This window comes from Oceanisphaera sediminis (assembly GCF_039539745.1).
Classification (GTDB): Bacteria; Pseudomonadota; Gammaproteobacteria; order Enterobacterales; family Aeromonadaceae; genus Oceanimonas; species Oceanimonas sediminis.
Window position 1 is genome coordinate 41,399 of the sequence record NZ_BAABDS010000046.1, and the last position, 18,765, is coordinate 60,163.

Here is an 18,765-nt window from a genome sequence, read left to right on the forward strand (position 1 = left end):
GTCATGAGCCTGTCGATCATCATGCCGATGCTGAACGAAGCGAACTCCCTGCCTCAGACGCTGGATGAACTGCGCCCCTATGCCACCTCTGCCGAACTGATACTGGTGGACGGCGGCAGCAGCGACCACTCGGTCGCGCTGGCACAGCGTGCGGGTGTAAAGGTCATATCGTCTGCCCCCGGGCGGGCCCGACAGATGAACGCCGGTGCCGCCGTGGCCAGTGGCGATGACCTGCTGTTTTTGCACGCCGATACCCGATTGCCGCCCGACGCCGACCGGCTGATTGCCGAGGCGCTGAGCCACCATCACTGGGGCCGCTTCGATGTGACCATCAGCGGCCGCCACCCCATGCTGGCGGTCATCGCCTTCATGATGAACCGGCGCTCGCGCCTTACCGGCATCGCCACCGGCGATCAGGCCATCTTCATGCGCCGCAGCAGCTTCGAGGCGGTGGGCGGCTTTCCCGATCAGCCGCTGATGGAAGACATAGAACTCAGCAAACGACTCAAATATCTGGGCTCTCCCGCCTGTCTGGCGCAAAGGGTCGTCACCTCGGGGCGACGTTGGGAGCAAAAGGGCCTGTGGCGCACCGTCTTGCTGATGTGGCGGCTCCGTTTCGCCTACTGGCGGGGTGCCAGCCCCGAGCAACTGGCGAGGGCCTACCGTTGAGCACCCGTATCATCATCTTCGCCAAGGCCCCGGTGGCCGGGCTTGCCAAAACCCGACTCATCCCCGCCCTGGGCGCCGACGGTGCCGCCAATCTGGCACGGCGAATGCTCTCGAGCACCCTGGATGCCGCTATGAGTGCCAACACAGGTCCAGTAGAGCTGTGCATGACACCCGCCCCCGGCGCCATAGAATGGCAAGATGTACCGCTGCCTCCCGGCATCGAGCTCGGCGACCAGGGTGACGGTGACCTCGGTCAACGCATGGCCCGCGCCGCTCGCCGGGGTCTGCTTAACAACGAGCAAGTGCTGTTGATCGGCACCGACTGCCCGCAACTATCGCCGCTGTTATTGCGCCGGGCGGCAAAACGGCTGACCGATAATGACGCCCTGCTGCACCCCACCATGGATGGCGGCTATGCCCTGCTCGGCCTGCGTCGCTTTCATGCCTTGCTGTTCGAGCACATGCCCTGGAGCACAGACAGGGTCGCCAACCTGACTCGTGAATGCATCGCCCGGCTGGGCTGGCATTGTGTACTCGGCGAGCGATTACAAGACATCGACGAGCCGAATGACCTGTTCTGGTTACCGGCTGCCTGGGCGCGCTGGCTGCATCACTCAACCCCAAAGGCCGACCATGATGTTCGAGTTTGAACCCTTGATCCGGCTGGGCTGCTTTGGTGGCGTGCTGCTGCTAATGATGCTGTGGGAGTGGCGGGCGCCACGTCGGCCCCAGCGCATAAGCCGCCTTGGCCGCTGGCCCCATAACCTGCTGCTGGTGGTCATCAACACTGTGCTGTTGCGGCTGTGTTTTCCGCTGGCCGCCGTGGGCGCGGCCCTGCTTGCCGACGAGCGAGGCTGGGGACTGTTCAACGCCTTGTCCGTGCCGTTCTGGGTCTCTGTTATCCTGTCGCTGCTAATTTTGGACCTGCTGATTTATCTGCAACACCGGCTGTTTCATGCGGTTCCCTGGCTGTGGCGGCTGCACCGGGTACACCATGCGGATCTGGAATTCGACGTCACCACCGGGCTGCGGTTTCATCCCGTCGAGATTCTGTTGTCCATGACGCTCAAGCTGGCGGCGGTGACCCTGATCGGCGCCCCGGCGCTGGCGGTGCTGCTGTTCGAGGTGCTGCTGAACGCCACCGCCATGTTCAACCACGGCAACGTGGGTCTGCCCAAACGGCTGGATAAATGGCTGCGACTGATGCTGGTCACCCCAGACATGCACCGGGTGCATCATTCGGTGATCCCCGAAGAGACCGACAGCAACTTCGGCTTCAACCTGCCCTGGTGGGACCGGCTGTTCAACACTTATCGGGCCCAGCCCCAGGCCGGCCAGCTAGGCATGACCATAGGGTTGAACCAGTTTCGCAACCCCACCGAATTGCGCCTGCACCGACTGTTGTTACAGCCGTTTCGGCGATCTTCGATCCCTCCCAAGACCTCAGACTCATAGGCATATCGGACAAAGGGCCCGCTCCGCCGACTCGCTATAAATACCTCCATGTACGCTCTCTGTTTCATCCCTGAAACAGAAGGTCGGCGGAGCAGATCCCTTTGCCCTCCTTCAGAACGTGGAGCGGCCTGTTAGTAGGGTCGATTTCAATCGACCAGTGGGGCAGCTTGCTGCCGTATATCTTTGCTGGGTAATGGACCGAATATCCAGTGAATATTCGCAGCCGTTATCCAGCAAAGATGGCTAACTCAATGGCGTGTCGAGGGAGGCAGCTGTGTTGCCTCTGGTACTTCGCCGGAGCTGACCCTTTGTCCGAGATCGGAAAAGCAGGAATTGAGGCCGAGCTTTGCTCCCCGAGCCCGGCAGGCTACAATCCCCCGCTTTCCGACCTTTTTACCAACCTTTTTTTGCTAACCAAGAGTGACTATGCGCCTGATACTGGCCCCGATGGAAGGGGTGCTCGACCACCTGATGCGGGATCTGCTGACCCGCATCAATCCCTTCGACCTGTGTGTGACCGAATTTGTGCGGGTGGTCGACATGCGCCTGCCGCCCCGGGTGTTCTACCGGCTGTGCCCCGAGCTGCATCACGGCTGTCGTACCCCGTCCGGCACCCCGGTGCGCATTCAGCTGCTGGGTCAGGAGCCGGACTGGCTGGCGGAAAACGCCGATCAGGCCTGTCGCCTGGGGGCCGAGGGCATCGATCTCAACTTCGGCTGCCCGGCCAAGACCGTGAACAAGCACAGAGGGGGCGCCGCCCTGCTCGGCGACAGTGAACAGCTGTATCACATCGCCAGGGCGGTGCGCGCCGCGGTGCCAGCCCAGCTGCCGGTTACCGCCAAAATTCGCCTGGGGCTGGCGGAGCGAGACTCTTATCTGGAAAACAGCCAGGCGCTGGCCGAGGGCGGCATCAGCGAGCTGGCGGTACACGCCCGCAGCAAGCAAGACGGCTATCGCCCCCCCGCCTACTGGCCGTTGGTGGCAGAAATAAAGCAGGCGCTGTCGATACCGGTCGTGGTCAACGGCGAGATCTGGAACGCCGAACAGGCGAAACTGGCGCAGCAACAAAGCGGCTGCAACGACATCATGCTGGGCCGGGGCGCCCTGGCGCTGCCCAATCTGGCCGCCACCATCAAGAACGGCACCGCGCCCATGAGCTGGGAGAAGGTTATCGCATTATTGCTGAACTACTCGTCGCTGGAGGTCGAGGGCAACAAGGCGGTCTATTACCCCAATCGCATCAAGCAATGGTTGAGCTACCTCAAGTTGTATTATCCCCAGGCCCAGGATCTATTCCGCGATATTCGTACCCTTAAGCACACCGATGACATTCGCCTTAAGCTGGAGGAAGTAACGCTTCCGACGATAAGCTGCTAACCGTTTTGCCTTTGATTTGCATCATGATGTTAACAAAGGCACCGCTCTATACTGGCCACCATACTCCCTCGACTGGATGTCATCATGAGCAGCAATATTACCGAATGTGAGCTGGAACAACGGCTGCTGGCAGTCGCTGAAGAACGTCGCCACCACTTTTTACAGACACTGCAGCAGCTGGATGCTGCACTTGCCGCCACGCTGCAGGCAATGCCGGCCGATGAATGGGCCGACTATCCGCCGCTTGCGGCTTGGCCCCAACTGCAACCACAGCTAAATGCCCTCAAGCAGGTGGATGCCGCCCTGTGCCAGTGGCAAATCGGTCTCTATGGCCTGTGCAGCGACTGCGAAGCCGAGCTGACGGCCGAGCAGCTATTGCAAGACCCCTGTCGACAACGTTGCGACCCGTGCGAGCAGAAATACGGTAAAGCCCAGCCCGTAAGCTGGCAGTTATAACGAAAGGCGTGAGGCGTGAGGCGTGAGGCGTGAGGCGTGAGGCAGCAAATCGTTTCACGACTTTAAAGCATTAAAAAAGCCGGCTTGCGCCGGCTTTTTGAACTTCATTGTTTAGCTTAAGCTAACCTTAGAAGTTGTACTGAATACCCATGCCGTACAGGTCGTCATTGTCAGCATCGTCATCATTGATTTCGTATTCGGCGTACAGTTTGGCCTTGCTAGTCAGGTCATACTGAACACCCAGAGTCACGGCATCGACAGAGTCAATGTCAGACAGGTTACCAGCACGCTCTTGCTCTTCTTTAGCGTACTGAGCCAACAGGGTCCACGCATCTACGTTATAAGTAGCGGTGAATTCATAGCCTTTTGCATCCAGTTCACCAGCGACATAATCTTTGGTTTTTTCGGTGTACAGACCGGCCAAGTAGAAACCATCGATGCTGTAGTTGGCACCAGCAAACCACACATCCAGGTCTTCTGTATTACCGAATTCCTGCTTCTGATAAGAAGCAACCAGGCCAACACCTACTGGAAAGGTATATCCGGCGGATAAGGTATACTGGTCTTCTAAGCCATTGTTAATCAAAGCACCTGGCGTTTTCTTCTCGGCATCAGAGAAGGCATAAGCAGAACGCAGATCCAAGCCGTTATTAGCGTAAGACAAACGAACCTGGTCATCAGTCTTGTCAGACACTTCAAAATCACCAGAGCTATAAGCAGTCTTGGCGCCGAACAAATTGAAGATATCACCCAGGTAAATAGACTGAGCCAGCGGATCCTGACTGCGACCGAAGGTCAGCTCGGTGGTATCCATGAAACGGAAACCGGCCCACGCGTAACGAGCGCTGATATCATCTGAACCAGTAGCGTCAGAACTTTCAGCAGTTACCTGCCATTCCAGCTTACCGATCAGGTCCACGTCGTTGTTCAGCATGTATTTCATGTTGACACCGAGACGGGCCTCACCTTCACCACCGAAGTTTTGGGCTTTGTTACCGACATGGTGCATTTCACCGGCTTCGTACTGAATGCGGCCGTAGATATCAACCTGGGCGCCTTCGTCGGAGTATACGGTCACGGCGCTAGCAGAGGTTGCGAACAGCGCAGGAATAGTCAGTGCAAGAATTGTCTTTTTCATGATTTTTATATGCCTACTGTAGTTAAACACTAAGTCCTTGTAATTCCCTGTGTTAGCAACGCATCACGTTACTATGGAAGGCAGACTATCACCGGTTTTTTGGGCTTGCAACAAAACTGCGGGAACTTTTTGTGACAGTTGCACTCGTCTGTGGTGCAACTGTGACCCACGGCGCCTTTCCCCGCTTAACTGCTTGTCACTGGCATAAAAAACGTGGCCGGTTATAATTGCGGCGTCAATTCATCCAGCTCCCGCCTATGCCCCAGCCCAAATCACAAATTCAACCGCTCGCGACGCCACCATCCAAATCAGCCGGTGATTACCAAACTCTGGTGCGCGAAAACTATCGCCGTTTAAGCCAGGCCCTGCCCGGTTTTATTCCCCGCCGAGAGCAAAATTACCTGGTGGCGGAAATCGGCAAGGTACTGCTCGGCCGCTACGACCGCGCCCGGCGCATTCTGGTGGCCGAAGCCGGCACCGGCATCGGTAAATCGCTGGCCTACCTGCAGGCTGGCATTCCCTGGGCGCGCATGAATCAGAAGAAGCTGGTGATCTCTACCGCCACCCTGGCGTTGCAGGAGCAGCTGGTGGACAAGGATCTGCCGCTGTTTCTGCCTCACTGCCAACCGGCCTTTCGCTTCGTGCTGGCCAAGGGGCGGGCCCGCTATTGCTGTACCCGCCGGCTGGAGGCACTGGCGCAGGGCGAGGCCCAAATCGGCATGTTTGAACCGGCTCAGGCACTGAGCCCAAACCAGCAACAGCAGCTGGCCGAGCTGTGGCACGCCTTTATGGCGGGCAACTGGCAAGGCGATCGGGATAGCTGGCCACAGCCCATCGATAATGCGCTGTGGCAGCAACTGCAGGCAGAGCGACACAGCTGCCAGCCGGCCCTTGGCCACCAGCGTTGCCCCTTTCATCTGGCCCGGGCCGAGCTGGAGCAGGCCGATGTGATTGTGGTGAACCATGCCCTGCTGCTGGCCGATTTGAGCATGGGCGGCGGCATAGTTCTGCCCGAGCCCGAGCAGTGCCTCTACATACTGGACGAAGCCCATCATATCGCCCCGGTGGCCCGCGAGCAGGGTTCGGCCCGGCTGGCCCTGCGCCAGAGCCGACGCCAGCTTGAGCAGTTCAACAAATGGCAGGGCGGCCTGAACGAACTGCTGGGGGCAGAAGGCCAGTCGGCACTGGGCCGCCTGCAACAAAGCCTGGGCCAGCTGATCCCAGCGCTGAACGGCGTGTATCGCCAGCTATTTGCTGCCCTGCAACGGCGGGATCTTGAGCCGGACAGCCAGGGTTGCCTGCGCTTCAGCCCCGGCGACTTGCCCGCTGGCCTCGATGAATTACTGGGCGTATTGAAAGAAGATGCGCAGGGATTTTGTCGTGCCCTGGGCCCCCTGCACAGCCAGCTGAGCGAGCAGCTAAAACTCAAACCAAGCCAGGCCGCCACCATAGAGGCGGCACTGGCAACCCTGAGCCAGCAGCAGTTGCATGGCGAGCAGTTACGCGATGGCGCCGAGCTGTTGCTACGCGCCACCGGCCCCAAACAAACGCCCCCGGCCCGCTGGCTAGAGCTTGCTCAGCAAAGCAAGCAAGACAAACAGGAATTGTGGCTGTGTGCCACGCCCCTGGCGGTGGGCCATTTGCTGGAGCAATGGTGCTGGTCGCGGGCGGCGGCGGTGGTCATGGTGTCGGCCACCCTCACCGCCCTCAACGACTTTGGCTATTTTCGCCGCGCCGTGGGGCTCCGGGCTGACGACGGCAGCCATTATCTGCGGCTGAATTCGCCTTTCGATTACCAGAGTGCCCGGCTGATCATACCGCCGCTGGGTTGCGAGCCAACCGACCCGGACTTTGACGACCTGCTGGTGGAGCAAATTCCGCTGTGGCTGATGGAGCAAGGCGCCAGCCTGGTGCTGTTTTCATCTTACCGGCAGATGAACCAGGCCGCCGAGGCGCTGCGGGCCAAGGGCCATTCGCTGCTGGTACAGGGCGAGGCCAGTCGACAGGCGCTGCTGCAACTGCACAAGATGAAATGCGACGGCAAACAACCCAGCGTGCTGTTTGGCACCGGCAGCTTTGCCGAGGGGCTGGATCTGCCCGGCCACTATCTGACCAATCTCATCATCACTAAGCTGCCCTTCGCCGTGCCCACCTCGCCGGTAGAAGAGGCCATGGCCGAATGGATTTCTCTGTGCGGCGGTAACCCCTTCATGCAACTGGCCATGCCCGAGGCCTCGCGCAAGCTGATTCAGGCCTGCGGCCGCCTGCTGCGTACCGAAACCGACACTGGTCGCATCGTGCTGCTGGACAAACGACTGCTCAGCCGGCGTTATGGCCCCGCCCTGCTCGACGCCCTGCCCCCCTTCACCCGGGAGCTGGGTTAAGGTCGCCTTGGCTTGCCGTTATCGGTTATTGCGCTGCCCAGCGTAAATTGTCACAATCCTGGAGTTAACCTAATGTAGATTCAATTACTTGGCAGCTCATTCCGTGCAGGAAACGTGTATAAAAACTGTACATCAGGGATGGGAACATACATGGCTCAGGAGCCCCAGATGAAAACACGCTTTACCCTCGCCGCCCTCGCCCTTGCCGGCCTGTCTTTTGGCGCCGGCGCCGCCACCTTTGAAGCCCAGCAGCCCTACCAGATCCATCTGGTCAATGGCAATAAAACCGCCAACAGCATCACCAAATCCGTGCACAAGGTGGATCTGGCTGAAGGCAAGCAACAGCTTGCGATTTCCTATACCAACGACTTTTCCAATCGCTCCGAGCTGCGCGTGCTCAATGGCGACCCGGTGATCATTACCCTTGATGTGCCTGCGGATGCCGAGTTCACCCTCGACTATAAAGCGCCCATCAACTATCAATTGGCGCGCCAGTTTTTACGCGAGCAAGCGACCGAGCTCAGCATTGTAGACAAGAAAAGCGGTAAAGCCGTGCCGGCCGAACTGACCCTGATCCCGATGCCGGCCGGTCTGGATACCGCCGGCGGCATTCAGGAATATCTGGCAGAGCAAGGCATGGCCTTTAACGGCCGCACCGATGCCGCCGTGGCCGCCGCCGAGGCCAAGTTTGGCGATGCGGTAGTCGATGCCGATGCCCTGGACATGCTCAAGCACTGGTGGAACGCCGCCGACAAAGACACACAGCGCGCCTTCCAGATCTGGACCATACAGCAGCAGTAAAAAGGGCAATAAAAGCATAAAAGGGGTCCATAAAAGGGGTCGGAGTCATTTTTCGAAAAATGACTCCGACCCCTTTTTTTTCTTATTCAGAAGGAGGAGCCCGGCTGCTGCAGAAAGGCGATTTCTTCTGCCGTGGACTCGCGCCCCAGTATGGCGTTGCGATGAGGATAGCGTCCAAAGCGGGCGATAATCTCCCGGTGGCGTATCTCGAAGGCCAGGTTATCGGCCACCTCGTTCTTCTCGAAAAGCGCCAGAGCCACATCGTGCACCTTGAGCGACTCGCTGTGCATCATCGGCATATACAGAAACACCCGCTGCTGCCTTGTTAACCCCCGCTCCGCTCCCGCGCTTATCGCCTCCTGGGCCAGTGCCAAGGCCATGCCGTCGGCGGCAAAGGCCGCAGGCCGGTTACGATAAATATTGCGGGAAAACTGATCGAGCACGATGATCTCCGCCAGCCGCCCCTCGGCCCGGGTACGCCACTCGAACAGCTCCCCCAGACAGGCCCGCCGGTGCAGGTCACCAAAACGGCGGCGAATGTCGTCATCCAGCGCCTTGCTCTTTTGCCACCACCGGGCCGGCGTCAGGGCTTCAAACCAGAATGTCAGAACCGATTGATACATGGCTGCTCCTTGACGTTGCATCGGTAGATCACAACATTAGCAGAGCATAAACCCGGCGCCGAACTTGCTCCTCTCCCTTGGCAGCGGAGATACAGGCACAGCGGCGGCTTCTCTTCAAGGAAAAGCCGCCAGGGGGAGGTTGGGAGGGGGTGTCACTGCAGTAACCCCTCCCCAGCCCTCCCCTTGCGTTGCACCCCGCCATTATTCTGAGGATATCGAGGTCAAGGGGAGGGAGCAGAGCGGCGCCGTTCAAATACAACAAGGCCCCGCATGTGCGGGGCCCGGTACAGCTAAAACGCGCAGTAATCAGAACACCAGGTGGGCAATCAGGGCGATCACCGGCAGGGTCACCAGGGTACGCAGCAGGAAGATGACGAACAGCTCCAGCACGTTCACCGGGATCTTGCTGCCCAGCAGCAGGGCGCCGACTTCCGACATATAGATAAGCTGGGTCACCGACAGGGCGGCAATCACAAAGCGGGTCAGATCGCTCTCGATGGACGTCGCCAGAATGGCGGGAATGAACATGTCGGCAAACCCGACCACCATGGTCTCGGAGGCGGCGGCGGCTTCCGGAATCTGCAGCAGTTCCAGCAGCGGCACAAAAGGCATGCCCAGCCAGCTGAACAGCGGCGTGGTTTCGGCAATCACCAGCGCCAGGGTACCGAAGGCCATGACCACCGGCAGTACCCCCAGCAGCATATCCAGGGCATTGTGAATACCGGTACGCGCCACCTGGCCCAGGCTTTCTACCTTGCCGGCACGAGCCAGTGCCAGATGATAGCCATGACTCAGGCGGGAGTAACCGGCCGGGGTCACTTCGCCATCGGCCGGACGCGCTTCGCCGTTGATGAAGGTATCTTTCTTCCAGCACAGGGGCGGCAGACGTGGCACCACGATGGCCGCCACTATGCCGGCCACACACACCGCGATATAGAAAGGAATAAACATGTGCTCCAGCTTCACCTGAGCCAGCACCACCAGACTGAAGGTGATGGACACCGCCGAGAAGGTGGTGCCGATCACCGCCGCTTCACGCTGGGTGTAATGATGGCCTTCGTACTGTTTGCTGGTCAGCAGAATACCCACGCTGCCATCGCCCAGCCAGGAGGCCATACAGTCTACCGCCGAGCGGCCGGGCAAACGAAACACCGGACGCATGATGCCGGTCAGCAGGGTACCAACAAATTCCAGCAGGCCAAAGTCCAGCAGCAAGGGCAACAGCAGGCCGGCAAAAATGAACACCGCGAACAGCACCGGCATCAAATCGTTCAGCACCAGGCCGCCGGTGTCGCCGCTGTACAGTATCTCGGGGCCGGTCTGGGTATACACCATCACCACGAATACCGCACCCAGCAGTCGGCTGATCAACCACACCGGGCTCACATTGAACAGGGTATTCAAAAAAGAACTACGGGTGATAAAGGTCGGTTTGAACAGGGTGGCAAACACGGACACCAGTGCCGACAGGCTGACAATCGCGGTCACTATGCTGGTCAGCGATCCGGCCAGCAATGCCTGCAGGCTCTTGGCCAGCACCGCTATCATGATGGTCAGATCGCCGTTATAGCTGACCGGGGTCATGAACAGCAGAATACCCAGCAGCGAGGGCAATAAAAACATCAGCAGATTGCGTTTACCGACCGCGGCCTGCCCCTTCAAGGTCTTTTCCATGGTGACTCCTTCCTTATCGGGTCCATACCCAACTCGGCTAAAAAAAAAGTAAAAACTGCTTTTTTATGCAGCTCAGCACGACACAAAGGAATAAAACCAGCCCACAAATGAATAATCTATCAATGAAGGATGGTCTTGCTGAATACTTATTTTACAGCCAAATATATTTAATCAAAAGCAAAAATCAAAACATACCCCCAACAAACAAGGTTATGTTAGATTTTTGTTCCACATTGTTAAAAACAGGCGGGAGTATAGGGGCTTTTGGAGAGCATGGAAACCGACCCAGCGCACAAAAACAAAAAAGGCTGCCGCAGCAGCCTCGAGAACACATGACATATTCACTTTCGATGCAATACAAAACACAATTCATCAAAAAATTGCCGCTCGCCGGACGCTACCCCGGGGTTGCTTGGTCCTTCTTCTATCCGGCCCAGCCGCTCAACGGTGAAATGGGGTTCAAACAGCCGCCGAACGTCCGCCTCCGATACCGCAAAGGGCGGCGATTGTTGCTGAATGGGCGCATAATCCACGGTGATCAGCAGCAGGGTCGCACCCGGATTGAGCAAACGTGCCAGCAAGTCCGCGTAGGCGACCCGCATCGGCTCGGGCAGGGCAATCAGCGCCGCCCTGTCATAGGCGGCATCAAAACGACGCGCCAGGCTGTCGGCCTGAAAGAAGTCGCCTTCATACAACCATATTCGACCGGCGTGCCAGCATCGATAATGACCAGATTGCTCCAGTTCGGGTGCCAGCCCGGCCTCGGTGAAAAAATCCTGCACCGCCAGTGGCGACAGCTCGAACCCCGCCACCGTATGCCCCTGCTCCACCAGCCAGTGCATGTCCCGGCTTTTACCACACAGCGGCACCAGTACCTCGGTCTGCTGCAAGAGCGGTAATTGGGGCCAGAATCGGCTTAACTGAGGGTTAACCTGCTGGCGATGAAACCCGATGCGCGACGACTGCCAACGCTGATGCCAGAACTCCGCTTCCATCTCGACTCCCATGGTTAGGTCTGTTGACCTTAATAAAACCGGCACTATCGCAGCTCGATAGCCTGTCCATCAAGCCCCGGGTTTGAACTGATTGCTGCCCGGATCGTAGCGGTAACCTATTTGCGCCATGCGCGCCATTATTCGGCCGCTGTCCAGCTCGTAACGGGACAGCAAGGCGGTGAGGCTGTCGCACTCCAACCGCAGCTTCTCGTTCAGAATGCTCAGCACCATGTGATTATCCATTCGCTCCAGCAACGTCTTGTCCATCTTGTTCTCCTGTCTGGTATTTTCGCTCGAGATAGCGAGATCAACGAATACTATAGTCGGGTCGAAAAATACTGCCTCGTTAAAACTTACTGTATATTTGAACAGTATCTTGTTGACCGATACGCCATCGACCATTACTGTATATAAAAACAGTAACCGAGCAACAAGGAACCTGTATGGCCACCCTCTTGTTAACCCGTGAACAGTTAACCCGTGAACAGTTATTCCGTGAACAGCTATCTCGTAAGCAGACTGTTTCATCTGCGCCTCAGGGTCCGCTTACGCCGAATGAAACCGACAATAACATCATGCGTATTACACACTGGAGTCGGGTACAACAGGCACGGTTACTGGCCAGCCTGGCCGTCATCAGTCGGCAAAACCGGGGCTGGATACTGATCGCCAATGGCCCGGCACCGCTGTCACGCCGAATACTGATTGACGCCGGCGTCAATCCGGCACGGGTCATAGAAGTAAAAAGGGCATCCGAATCACTGCTGCAACAGGCCAGGGCCTGTACCGGCATTGCCGCCCTGGTGTGCTGGCAGCCAGGCGGCGCGGCGTTGCCTTTACCGGGTCATCGAGGGCAAAGCATGTTCATTATCACGCCGACCGACAGACCCCCGACGCTGGTTCAGCCACGATGTGCCGCCAGCCCGGCCATGATGGACGCTTCGCCCGGCAAAACCGGCATCACCCGATACAGGAGACTCGCGACCGGAGAAACAGCGGGCCGTGGATTGACGAGAGGATACTGTGGTTCGATTCGCTGATACCGAGGGTAAGCCGCCATCCGTGGCGGCATGAAGAAGAGGCGATATCAAGAGGCAATGAGTGCCAGGGATATTCGGTGCATTCTCAGTGCCCGCCTTCATCCTTGTCGTAAGGATATTTGACGTGGCCGTAGCGGATCACCAGTATGGCCACCGCCAGTACCAGAGCGGCACCGGCTACCGTGATCAAACGTAAACTGTCCATGCCCTTCATATCCAGAATCATGTAGCGGGCCAGGGCCACGATGGCAATATACAGCGGTATGCGAATGGGCAACTTGCCGGATCGCAGGTATATGGCCACCATCGCCAGCACTTCCAGATAGATGAACATCAGCAGCAAGTCGGCCAGTGTCACGGTTCCGGCCCGCCACATATGGCCGATTTCGATGCCCACCGCCACCACGGTGGACGCCGCCACTATGATGAGACCAATATGCTGTAACACATCCAGTACCTTACTACCCAGCATGCGGTTATTACTCATAGACTCCCCTTATAAATGATGTAAACAGGATACCTTGCTCGTAGATCCGCTATCCTGACGCTGCCTGCTCTCCGGTCTACACGCAGATCCGCTCGAAAAAGGGACGACCGCGTGACCCATGGCCACCGGATCCGGTCTTGTTACCACCGGTGCAGCCCCCTATAATAACCGCGCTCTCACTCATATAACTTATAAGAAATTAAACTTGTATGAACTTTTTGAATAAAGCGAACACGCCGCCCTAGCCCATATCCTGCATCATTGCGTTTACCCGCGTCTTGCCTCGCCACTGTGCGAGCATTTTGCCTTGTTCATATCTCTGTTGAATCCGTACCGCTGCGCCCGCCTCGATGCCACGCCGGTGCGACACTCACCCACAACCCTGGAACAATTAATAATGCTACCGAACATCAAGCAAACCTGGTTCTTCAACATAAGGGGAGACGTGCTCGCCGGCCTGGTGGTCGCCCTGGCGCTGATCCCGGAAGCCATCGCCTTTTCCATTATCGCCGGCGTCGATCCTAAAATCGGTCTTTATGCTTCCTTCAGCATGGCGGTGGTTATCGCCTTCGCCGGTGGCCGTCCGGGCATGATTTCTGCCGCTACCGGCGCCATGGCGCTGCTGATGGTCACCCTGGTCAAGGAGCACGGCCTGCAATACCTGCTGGCCGCCACGCTGTTGTGTGGTGTACTGCAGATCCTCGCCGGCTATTTACGCCTGGGCGAGCTGATGCGCTTTGTGTCCCGCTCGGTGGTGACCGGCTTCGTCAACGCCCTGGCCATTCTTATCTTCATGGCCCAGCTGCCCGAACTGACCAACGTCACCTGGCATGTCTATGCCATGACCGCCGCCGGCCTGGGCATTATCTACCTGTTGCCGCTGGTCCCGGTGGTGGGCAAGCTGCTGCCTTCGCCGCTGGTGTGCATCGTCAGCCTGACTCTGGTCGCCATTGCCTTCGGTATCGATATCCGCACCGTGGGTGACATGGGCGAGCTGCCCGACAGCCTGCCGGTTTTCCTGTGGCCCGAGGTTCCGCTCAACTTTGAAACTCTCGCCATTATCTTCCCCTACTCCCTGTCGCTGGCCATCGTCGGTCTGCTCGAGTCGATGATGACCGCCACCATAGTGGACGATCTGACCGACACCAAGAGTGACAAAAACCGGGAATGCAAGGGCCAGGGCCTGGCCAACCTTGCCACCGGCGCCCTGGGCGGCATGGCCGGTTGTGCCATGATTGGCCAGTCGGTGATCAACGTTAAATCCGGCGGTCGCGGCCGGCTCTCTACCCTGGTGGCGGGCGTGGTATTGCTGATCATGGTGGTGTTCCTCGGCCCCTGGGTATCGCAGATTCCGATGGCGGCCCTGGTGGCGGTGATGATCATGGTGTCTATCGGTACCTTCAGCTGGAGTTCCATTACCGATCTGAAAGCACACCCGGTCAGCTCCAGTGTGGTGATGGTCGCCACCGTTGCCACCGTGGTATACAGCCATAACCTGGCTTATGGGGTACTGATAGGCGTGCTGCTCAGCGCCCTGTTCTTTGCCAACAAGGTGGGTCAAATTCTGTATATTGGCTCCGATAAGGCCGACGACGGCGCTCGTGTATACAAGGTGGTGGGTCAGGTATTCTTCACCTCCGCCGAGCAGTTTGTCGCCGCCTTCGACTTCAAGGAAGTGGTCGAGCGGGTACGCATCGATCTGAGCCGGGCCCATTTCTGGGACATTACCGCCATCAGCGCCCTGGACAAGGTAATACTGACTTTCCGTCGGGACGGTACCGAAGTGGACGTGATCGGTCTGAACGAGGCCAGCGCCACCCTGGTGGATCGCTTTGCCGAGCATAAGGACCCCAAGGCTGTCGAAAAGCTGATGGGCCACTAAGAGAGGAATGACTATGACAACCAATGTAATGGCCTGTATCGACGGTTCCAGCCACGCCAGTGCGGTATGCGATTGCGCCAGCTGGGCCAGTCTGCGTCTCGAGGCTCCGCTGACCTTTATTCATGTGCAAGACAAGCACGTCGCCGAGGTAAAAAGCGACCTCAGCGGCAGCATCGGCCTGGGTAGTCAGGAACACCTGCTGGCCGAGCTGGCCGAGCTGGATGCCCAGCGCAGCAAGCTGGCCACCGAGCAGGGTTCACTGATGCTGGACGCGGCCCGCACCCGCGCGACTCTGGCCGGCGTGGCCGCGCCGGCCACGCTGCAGCGCCACGGCGAGCTGATCGAAACCCTGCTGGAATTCGAAGCCGATACCCGGCTGCTGGTGCTGGGCCGCCACGGAGAAACCTCCAGCTCCCCTTATGCCCACCTTGGCAGCCATGTCGAGCAGGTGATCCGCGCCCTGCACCGCCCCATACTGGTCACCCAGGGCGACTTCAAGGCACCGAAAAAGGTGATGCTGGCATTCGATGGCAGTGCCACCACCCGCAAGGGCGTGGAGATGCTGGCCCAGAGCCCGCTGTTCAGGGGGCTTGAACTGCACATCGTACTGGTGGGTGCCGACACCGACGATCACCGGGAGCAGCTCAAATGGGCCTTTGATGTGCTAAACCAGTCCGGCATCGATGCTCACACCCATATTGCCGCCGGCGACGTCGACAAGGTACTGCCGGCCTATCAGCAGGAACATGGCATCGACATGATGGTGATGGGTGCCTACGGCCATTCCCGCATTCGTCAACTGCTGGTGGGCAGCACCACTACCGCCATGATCAGCACCGCCCGGGTGCCGCTGCTGATCCTGCGCTAACCCGTACTTTTCATGCACAGTGCAGGGCCGCCCGGTCCTGCACTGCCATTTTGGTCATTAAAGCGTGATGATGAAGGGGGGTAAACGGCCTCCCCGGCCCGCACCCACCTTGTGCTGCATCAAGACACAACAACATTAAAGTATGATAGAGTGACTGCGAATCGGAGCCCCCTCGATTCTTTTCCATTTAGCGTCAACCCATTACCATCAGGATCAAGGTCATGAACACGAATGTATTAGCCTGTATCGACGGCTCCGAGCACACTGCAACCGTTTGCGATTATGCCGCCTGGGCCAGCTGTCAGCTTGGCGCTCACCTGGTGCTATTGCATGTATTGCATAAACCCGAGCCGACCATGCTGCTCAACCTGAGCGCCGCCGCCAGCCTGCATGCGCAGGACGATATTACCGCCGAACTGGCCGCCCTGGACAAAAAGCGAATCGAACTGGCCAAAGAGCAAAGCCGCCAGGTGCTGGAACATGCCAGCGCCCACGTCACCCAGGCCGGTTTTCCCAAGCCTCGCACCATACAGCGCGAGGGCCGGCTGGCACAGGTGCTGGATCAGTACGAAGACTACAGCCAGATGCTGGTACTGGGCCGTCAGGGCACCAATGCCGACGACACTCCCAGCCGCCTCGGCAGCCACGTGGAGCAGGTGATCCGTACCACCGACAAGCCCCTGCTGCTGACCACCGGCGAATTCAAAAAGCCCGCTAAAGTCATGCTGGCGTTTGATGGCAGCGACACCACCCGCAAGGGTCTGGACATGCTGGCCGGCTCGCCGCTGTTCCGTGATCTGGAGTGTCATATCGTGATGGTGGCCGGCCCCAACCCGCATAACCTGGAGTTGCTGGAAGTGGCACGGCTGCAGCTGGAAACCGCCGGTCTGAAGGCAACCTCGGCACTGCTGCAGGGGGAAGTCAAAAAGAACCTGCTGGCCTATCAGCAGAAGCAGAATATCGATCTGATGGTGATGGGTGCCTACGGCCATTCCCGTATGCGTCAGTGGCTGCTGGGCAGCATCACCGATCTGATGCTGATGGAATCCCCGCAGCCCCTGCTGATCCTGCGCTAAACGCTGCTCTTCGGCATTCAATATTCGACACTAAAAAAGCCACCGGGGCATGGCCCCGGTGGCTTTTTTTCTACCTGAATTCAACCAGGCGGGAACGCGTCCCCGCCCGATTAAGGCGTCGGCTTACGCCACGCCCTTTTCACGCAGGTATTCTTCGTAGTTACCGCTGAAGTTACGCATACCGCTGTCGCTCAGCTCTATGATGCGGGTCGCCAGCGATGACACGAATTCCCGGTCGTGAGACACGAAGATCAGGGTGCCCTGATACAGTTCCAGCGCCATGTTCAATGACTCGATGGATTCCATGTCCAGGTGGTTGGTCGGTTCATCCATCACCAGGATATTGGGCTTTTGCAGCATCAGCTTGCCGAACAGCATACGACCCTGCTCGCCACCGGACAGCACACCCACCTTTTTCTTGATGTCGTCCTGGCTGAACAGCAAACGACCGAGAATGCCACGAATGGTCTGCTCGTCGTCACCAATCTGCTGCCACTGGCTCATCCAGTCGAAGACGGTGATGTCCATGTCGAAATCTTCGGCATGATCCTGAGCGTAATAACCGATAGTGGCATTTTCCGACCACTTGTAATGGCCGCTGGTGGGCGCCAGCTCACCGACCAGGGTCTTGACCAGGGTCGATTTACCGATGCCGTTGGCACCGAGAATGGCGATGCGCTCACCCACTTCCACCAGCATGTTCAGGTTCTTGAACAAGGGCTCGTCACCATAGCCCTGAGACATCTGCTCCATTTCCAGCACGTTGCGATAGAGCTTCTTGTCCTGCTCGAAACGCAGGAAGGGGTTCTGGCGGCTGGAAACCTTGACCTCTTCCAGCTTGATCTTGTCCATCTGCTTGGCGCGAGAGGTCGCCTGACGGGCCTTGGAGGCGTTGGCGCTGAAGCGGGCCACGAACGACTGCAGATCGGCAATCTGGGCCTTTTTCTTGGCGTTGTCGGACATCAGCCGCTCGCGGGCCTGGGTAGAGGCCAGCATGTAGTCGTCATAGTTACCCGGATAAACCCGCAGCTCGCCGTAGTCCAGATCCGCCATATGGGTACAGACGCTGTTCAGGAAATGACGATCGTGCGAGATGATAACCATGGTGCTGTTACGCTCGTTGAGCGCCCCTTCCAGCCAGCGGATGGTGTCGATGTCCAGGTTGTTGGTCGGTTCGTCGAGCAGCAACACTTCCGGATCGGCAAACAGCGCCTGGGCCAGCAGCACCCGCAGTTTCCAGCCCGGCGCCACTTCGCTCATGGGACCAAAATGCTGCTCGACCGCAATGCCCACGCCCAGCAACAGTTCGCCGGCACGAGACTCGGCTGTGTAGCCGTCGTATTCCGCGACCTTGCCTTCCAGCTCGGCGGCGCGCATGTAATCGTCGTCGCTGGCTTCCAGGTTGGCGTAAATGGCGTCACGCTCCTGAATGGCGGCCCACAGCTCGGTATGACCCATCATCACCACGTCCAGCACGCGCACATCTTCGTAGGCGAACTGATCCTGACGCAGCTTGCCCAGGCGCTCGTTGGCGTCCAGGCTGACATTGCCGGCACTGGGTTCCAGATCTCCCCCCATGATTTTCATGAAGGTAGACTTGCCGCAGCCGTTGGCACCGATAAGGCCATAACGGTTGCCGTCGCCGAACTTGACGGAGATATTTTCAAACAGCGGCTTGGCGCCGAATTGCATGGTGATGTTATTGGTCGAAATCAAGAAGCAGACTCACAGTTAACGAAACGAAGGAAAGGCGCTATCGCCGAAGGTCGCCAAGGATACCGACAGTCGGACTAAAGTTCAAAGAATGCGCAATATTTATGCCTGTGAGGGTGCCAGATGG

Annotated in this window: 18 protein-coding genes; 11 read left to right on the plus strand and 7 right to left on the minus strand. The window is 58.3% G+C overall.

Going from position 1 to position 18,765, the window contains the following annotated elements; genetic code table 11:
• Positions 1 to 3 precede the first annotated feature (3 nt).
• The 5 genes from ABD827_RS16160 to ABD827_RS16180 all read left to right on the plus strand — a co-directional run bounded on the left by ABD827_RS16160 (position 4) and on the right by ABD827_RS16180 (position 3,957).
• Positions 4 to 669 (plus strand): TIGR04283 family arsenosugar biosynthesis glycosyltransferase, encoded by a 666-nt coding sequence (locus ABD827_RS16160; RefSeq protein ID WP_344965706.1) that lies wholly within the window; start codon positions 4 to 6, stop codon positions 667 to 669.
• Positions 666 to 1,319 (plus strand): TIGR04282 family arsenosugar biosynthesis glycosyltransferase, encoded by a 654-nt coding sequence (locus ABD827_RS16165; protein WP_344965707.1) that lies wholly within the window; start codon positions 666 to 668, stop codon positions 1,317 to 1,319. The genes ABD827_RS16160 and ABD827_RS16165 overlap by 4 nt, the downstream gene beginning before the upstream one ends.
• The gene (locus tag ABD827_RS16170) at positions 1,303 to 2,124 is read left to right on the plus strand and encodes a sterol desaturase family protein (protein ID WP_344965708.1); all 822 of its coding nucleotides are present in this window, start codon (positions 1,303 to 1,305) and stop codon (positions 2,122 to 2,124) included. Before ABD827_RS16165 ends, ABD827_RS16170 begins: the two co-directional genes overlap by 17 nt.
• Positions 2,125 to 2,550: 426 nt before the next feature.
• The gene (locus ABD827_RS16175) at positions 2,551 to 3,501 is read left to right on the plus strand and encodes a tRNA-dihydrouridine synthase (protein WP_344965709.1); all 951 of its coding nucleotides are present in this window, start codon (positions 2,551 to 2,553) and stop codon (positions 3,499 to 3,501) included.
• Between the two features lie 84 nt (positions 3,502 to 3,585).
• A complete protein-coding gene (locus ABD827_RS16180; RefSeq protein WP_344965710.1) occupies positions 3,586 to 3,957 on the plus strand; it encodes a transcriptional regulator, TraR/DksA family protein in 372 nt (123 codons plus the stop codon).
• A gap of 127 nt (positions 3,958 to 4,084) precedes the next feature.
• Here ABD827_RS16180 and ABD827_RS16185 read toward each other — a convergent pair whose 3' ends face one another.
• Positions 4,085 to 5,095 carry a porin gene (locus ABD827_RS16185; protein WP_344965712.1) on the minus strand — a complete coding sequence of 337 codons (1,011 nt, stop codon included), beginning with the start codon at positions 5,093 to 5,095 and terminating at the stop codon, positions 4,085 to 4,087.
• 257 nt (positions 5,096 to 5,352) lie between these two features.
• Between ABD827_RS16185 and dinG the strand changes: the two genes are divergently transcribed.
• Positions 5,353 to 7,479: an ATP-dependent DNA helicase DinG gene (gene dinG, locus ABD827_RS16190; protein ID WP_344965713.1), complete on the plus strand. Its 2,127-nt coding sequence runs from the start codon at positions 5,353 to 5,355 to the stop codon at positions 7,477 to 7,479.
• Between the two features lie 168 nt (positions 7,480 to 7,647).
• Positions 7,648 to 8,280, plus strand: a complete 633-nt coding sequence (locus ABD827_RS16195; RefSeq protein WP_344965714.1) for a YccT family protein — start codon at positions 7,648 to 7,650, stop codon at positions 8,278 to 8,280.
• An 86-nt stretch (positions 8,281 to 8,366) separates the two neighbouring features.
• On the opposite strand, the gene ABD827_RS16200 is transcribed toward ABD827_RS16195, so the two are convergent.
• The 4 genes from ABD827_RS16200 to ABD827_RS16215 form a co-directional block, all read right to left on the minus strand.
• Positions 8,367 to 8,903: a DUF924 family protein gene (locus ABD827_RS16200; protein ID WP_344965715.1), complete on the minus strand. Its 537-nt coding sequence runs from the start codon at positions 8,901 to 8,903 to the stop codon at positions 8,367 to 8,369.
• A gap of 306 nt (positions 8,904 to 9,209) precedes the next feature.
• Positions 9,210 to 10,577: a YjiH family protein gene (locus ABD827_RS16205; RefSeq protein WP_344965716.1), complete on the minus strand. Its 1,368-nt coding sequence runs from the start codon at positions 10,575 to 10,577 to the stop codon at positions 9,210 to 9,212.
• Between the two features lie 341 nt (positions 10,578 to 10,918).
• The gene (locus tag ABD827_RS16210) at positions 10,919 to 11,572 is read right to left on the minus strand and encodes a thiopurine S-methyltransferase (protein WP_344965823.1); all 654 of its coding nucleotides are present in this window, start codon (positions 11,570 to 11,572) and stop codon (positions 10,919 to 10,921) included.
• A gap of 69 nt (positions 11,573 to 11,641) precedes the next feature.
• Positions 11,642 to 11,839: a DUF4250 domain-containing protein gene (locus ABD827_RS16215; protein WP_298718817.1), complete on the minus strand. Its 198-nt coding sequence runs from the start codon at positions 11,837 to 11,839 to the stop codon at positions 11,642 to 11,644.
• Positions 11,840 to 12,147: 308 nt separating this feature from the next.
• On the opposite strand from ABD827_RS16215, the gene ABD827_RS16220 reads away from it, so the two are divergent.
• Positions 12,148 to 12,612: a hypothetical protein gene (locus ABD827_RS16220; protein ID WP_344965717.1), complete on the plus strand. Its 465-nt coding sequence runs from the start codon at positions 12,148 to 12,150 to the stop codon at positions 12,610 to 12,612.
• A gap of 85 nt (positions 12,613 to 12,697) precedes the next feature.
• On the opposite strand, the gene ABD827_RS16225 is transcribed toward ABD827_RS16220, so the two are convergent.
• Positions 12,698 to 13,099 (minus strand): phosphate-starvation-inducible protein PsiE, encoded by a 402-nt coding sequence (locus tag ABD827_RS16225; RefSeq protein ID WP_344965718.1) that lies wholly within the window; start codon positions 13,097 to 13,099, stop codon positions 12,698 to 12,700.
• A 397-nt stretch (positions 13,100 to 13,496) separates the two neighbouring features.
• On the opposite strand from ABD827_RS16225, the gene ABD827_RS16230 reads away from it, so the two are divergent.
• The 3 genes from ABD827_RS16230 to ABD827_RS16240 all read left to right on the plus strand — a co-directional run bounded on the left by ABD827_RS16230 (position 13,497) and on the right by ABD827_RS16240 (position 16,925).
• Positions 13,497 to 14,981 (plus strand): SulP family inorganic anion transporter, encoded by a 1,485-nt coding sequence (locus ABD827_RS16230; protein ID WP_344965719.1) that lies wholly within the window; start codon positions 13,497 to 13,499, stop codon positions 14,979 to 14,981.
• A 13-nt stretch (positions 14,982 to 14,994) separates the two neighbouring features.
• Positions 14,995 to 15,849 (plus strand): universal stress protein, encoded by an 855-nt coding sequence (locus ABD827_RS16235; protein ID WP_344965720.1) that lies wholly within the window; start codon positions 14,995 to 14,997, stop codon positions 15,847 to 15,849.
• Between the two features lie 221 nt (positions 15,850 to 16,070).
• Complete coding sequence (locus tag ABD827_RS16240) at positions 16,071 to 16,925, plus strand: universal stress protein (protein ID WP_344965721.1); 855 nt, start codon at positions 16,071 to 16,073, stop codon at positions 16,923 to 16,925.
• A 123-nt stretch (positions 16,926 to 17,048) separates the two neighbouring features.
• Here ABD827_RS16240 and ABD827_RS16245 read toward each other — a convergent pair whose 3' ends face one another.
• Entirely contained in the window at positions 17,049 to 18,641 is a 1,593-nt protein-coding gene (locus ABD827_RS16245) for an ABC-F family ATPase (RefSeq protein WP_298718805.1), read from the minus strand.
• Positions 18,642 to 18,765: the final 124 nt, after the last annotated feature.

Excerpts from the sequence above, each read along its gene's own strand:
- ABD827_RS16170 (WP_344965708.1), top strand. The coding sequence starts at position 1,303 with ATGATGTTCGAGTTTGAACCCTTGATCCGGCTGGGCTGCTTTGGTGGC.
- ABD827_RS16210 (WP_344965823.1), bottom strand. The coding sequence starts at position 11,572 with ATGGAAGCGGAGTTCTGGCATCAGCGTTGGCAGTCGTCGCGCATCGGG.
- ABD827_RS16240 (WP_344965721.1), top strand. The coding sequence starts at position 16,071 with ATGAACACGAATGTATTAGCCTGTATCGACGGCTCCGAGCACACTGCA.
- ABD827_RS16225 (WP_344965718.1), bottom strand. The coding sequence starts at position 13,099 with ATGAGTAATAACCGCATGCTGGGTAGTAAGGTACTGGATGTGTTACAG.
- ABD827_RS16220 (WP_344965717.1), top strand. The coding sequence starts at position 12,148 with ATGCGTATTACACACTGGAGTCGGGTACAACAGGCACGGTTACTGGCC.
- ABD827_RS16175 (WP_344965709.1), top strand. The coding sequence starts at position 2,551 with ATGCGCCTGATACTGGCCCCGATGGAAGGGGTGCTCGACCACCTGATG.
- ABD827_RS16215 (WP_298718817.1), bottom strand. The coding sequence starts at position 11,839 with ATGGACAAGACGTTGCTGGAGCGAATGGATAATCACATGGTGCTGAGC.
- ABD827_RS16205 (WP_344965716.1), bottom strand. The coding sequence starts at position 10,577 with ATGGAAAAGACCTTGAAGGGGCAGGCCGCGGTCGGTAAACGCAATCTG.
- ABD827_RS16200 (WP_344965715.1), bottom strand. The coding sequence starts at position 8,903 with ATGTATCAATCGGTTCTGACATTCTGGTTTGAAGCCCTGACGCCGGCC.
- ABD827_RS16235 (WP_344965720.1), top strand. The coding sequence starts at position 14,995 with ATGACAACCAATGTAATGGCCTGTATCGACGGTTCCAGCCACGCCAGT.
- ABD827_RS16230 (WP_344965719.1), top strand. The coding sequence starts at position 13,497 with ATGCTACCGAACATCAAGCAAACCTGGTTCTTCAACATAAGGGGAGAC.
- dinG (WP_344965713.1), top strand. The coding sequence starts at position 5,353 with ATGCCCCAGCCCAAATCACAAATTCAACCGCTCGCGACGCCACCATCC.
- ABD827_RS16185 (WP_344965712.1), bottom strand. The coding sequence starts at position 5,095 with ATGAAAAAGACAATTCTTGCACTGACTATTCCTGCGCTGTTCGCAACC.
- ABD827_RS16160 (WP_344965706.1), top strand. The coding sequence starts at position 4 with ATGAGCCTGTCGATCATCATGCCGATGCTGAACGAAGCGAACTCCCTG.
- ABD827_RS16180 (WP_344965710.1), top strand. The coding sequence starts at position 3,586 with ATGAGCAGCAATATTACCGAATGTGAGCTGGAACAACGGCTGCTGGCA.
- ABD827_RS16195 (WP_344965714.1), top strand. The coding sequence starts at position 7,648 with ATGAAAACACGCTTTACCCTCGCCGCCCTCGCCCTTGCCGGCCTGTCT.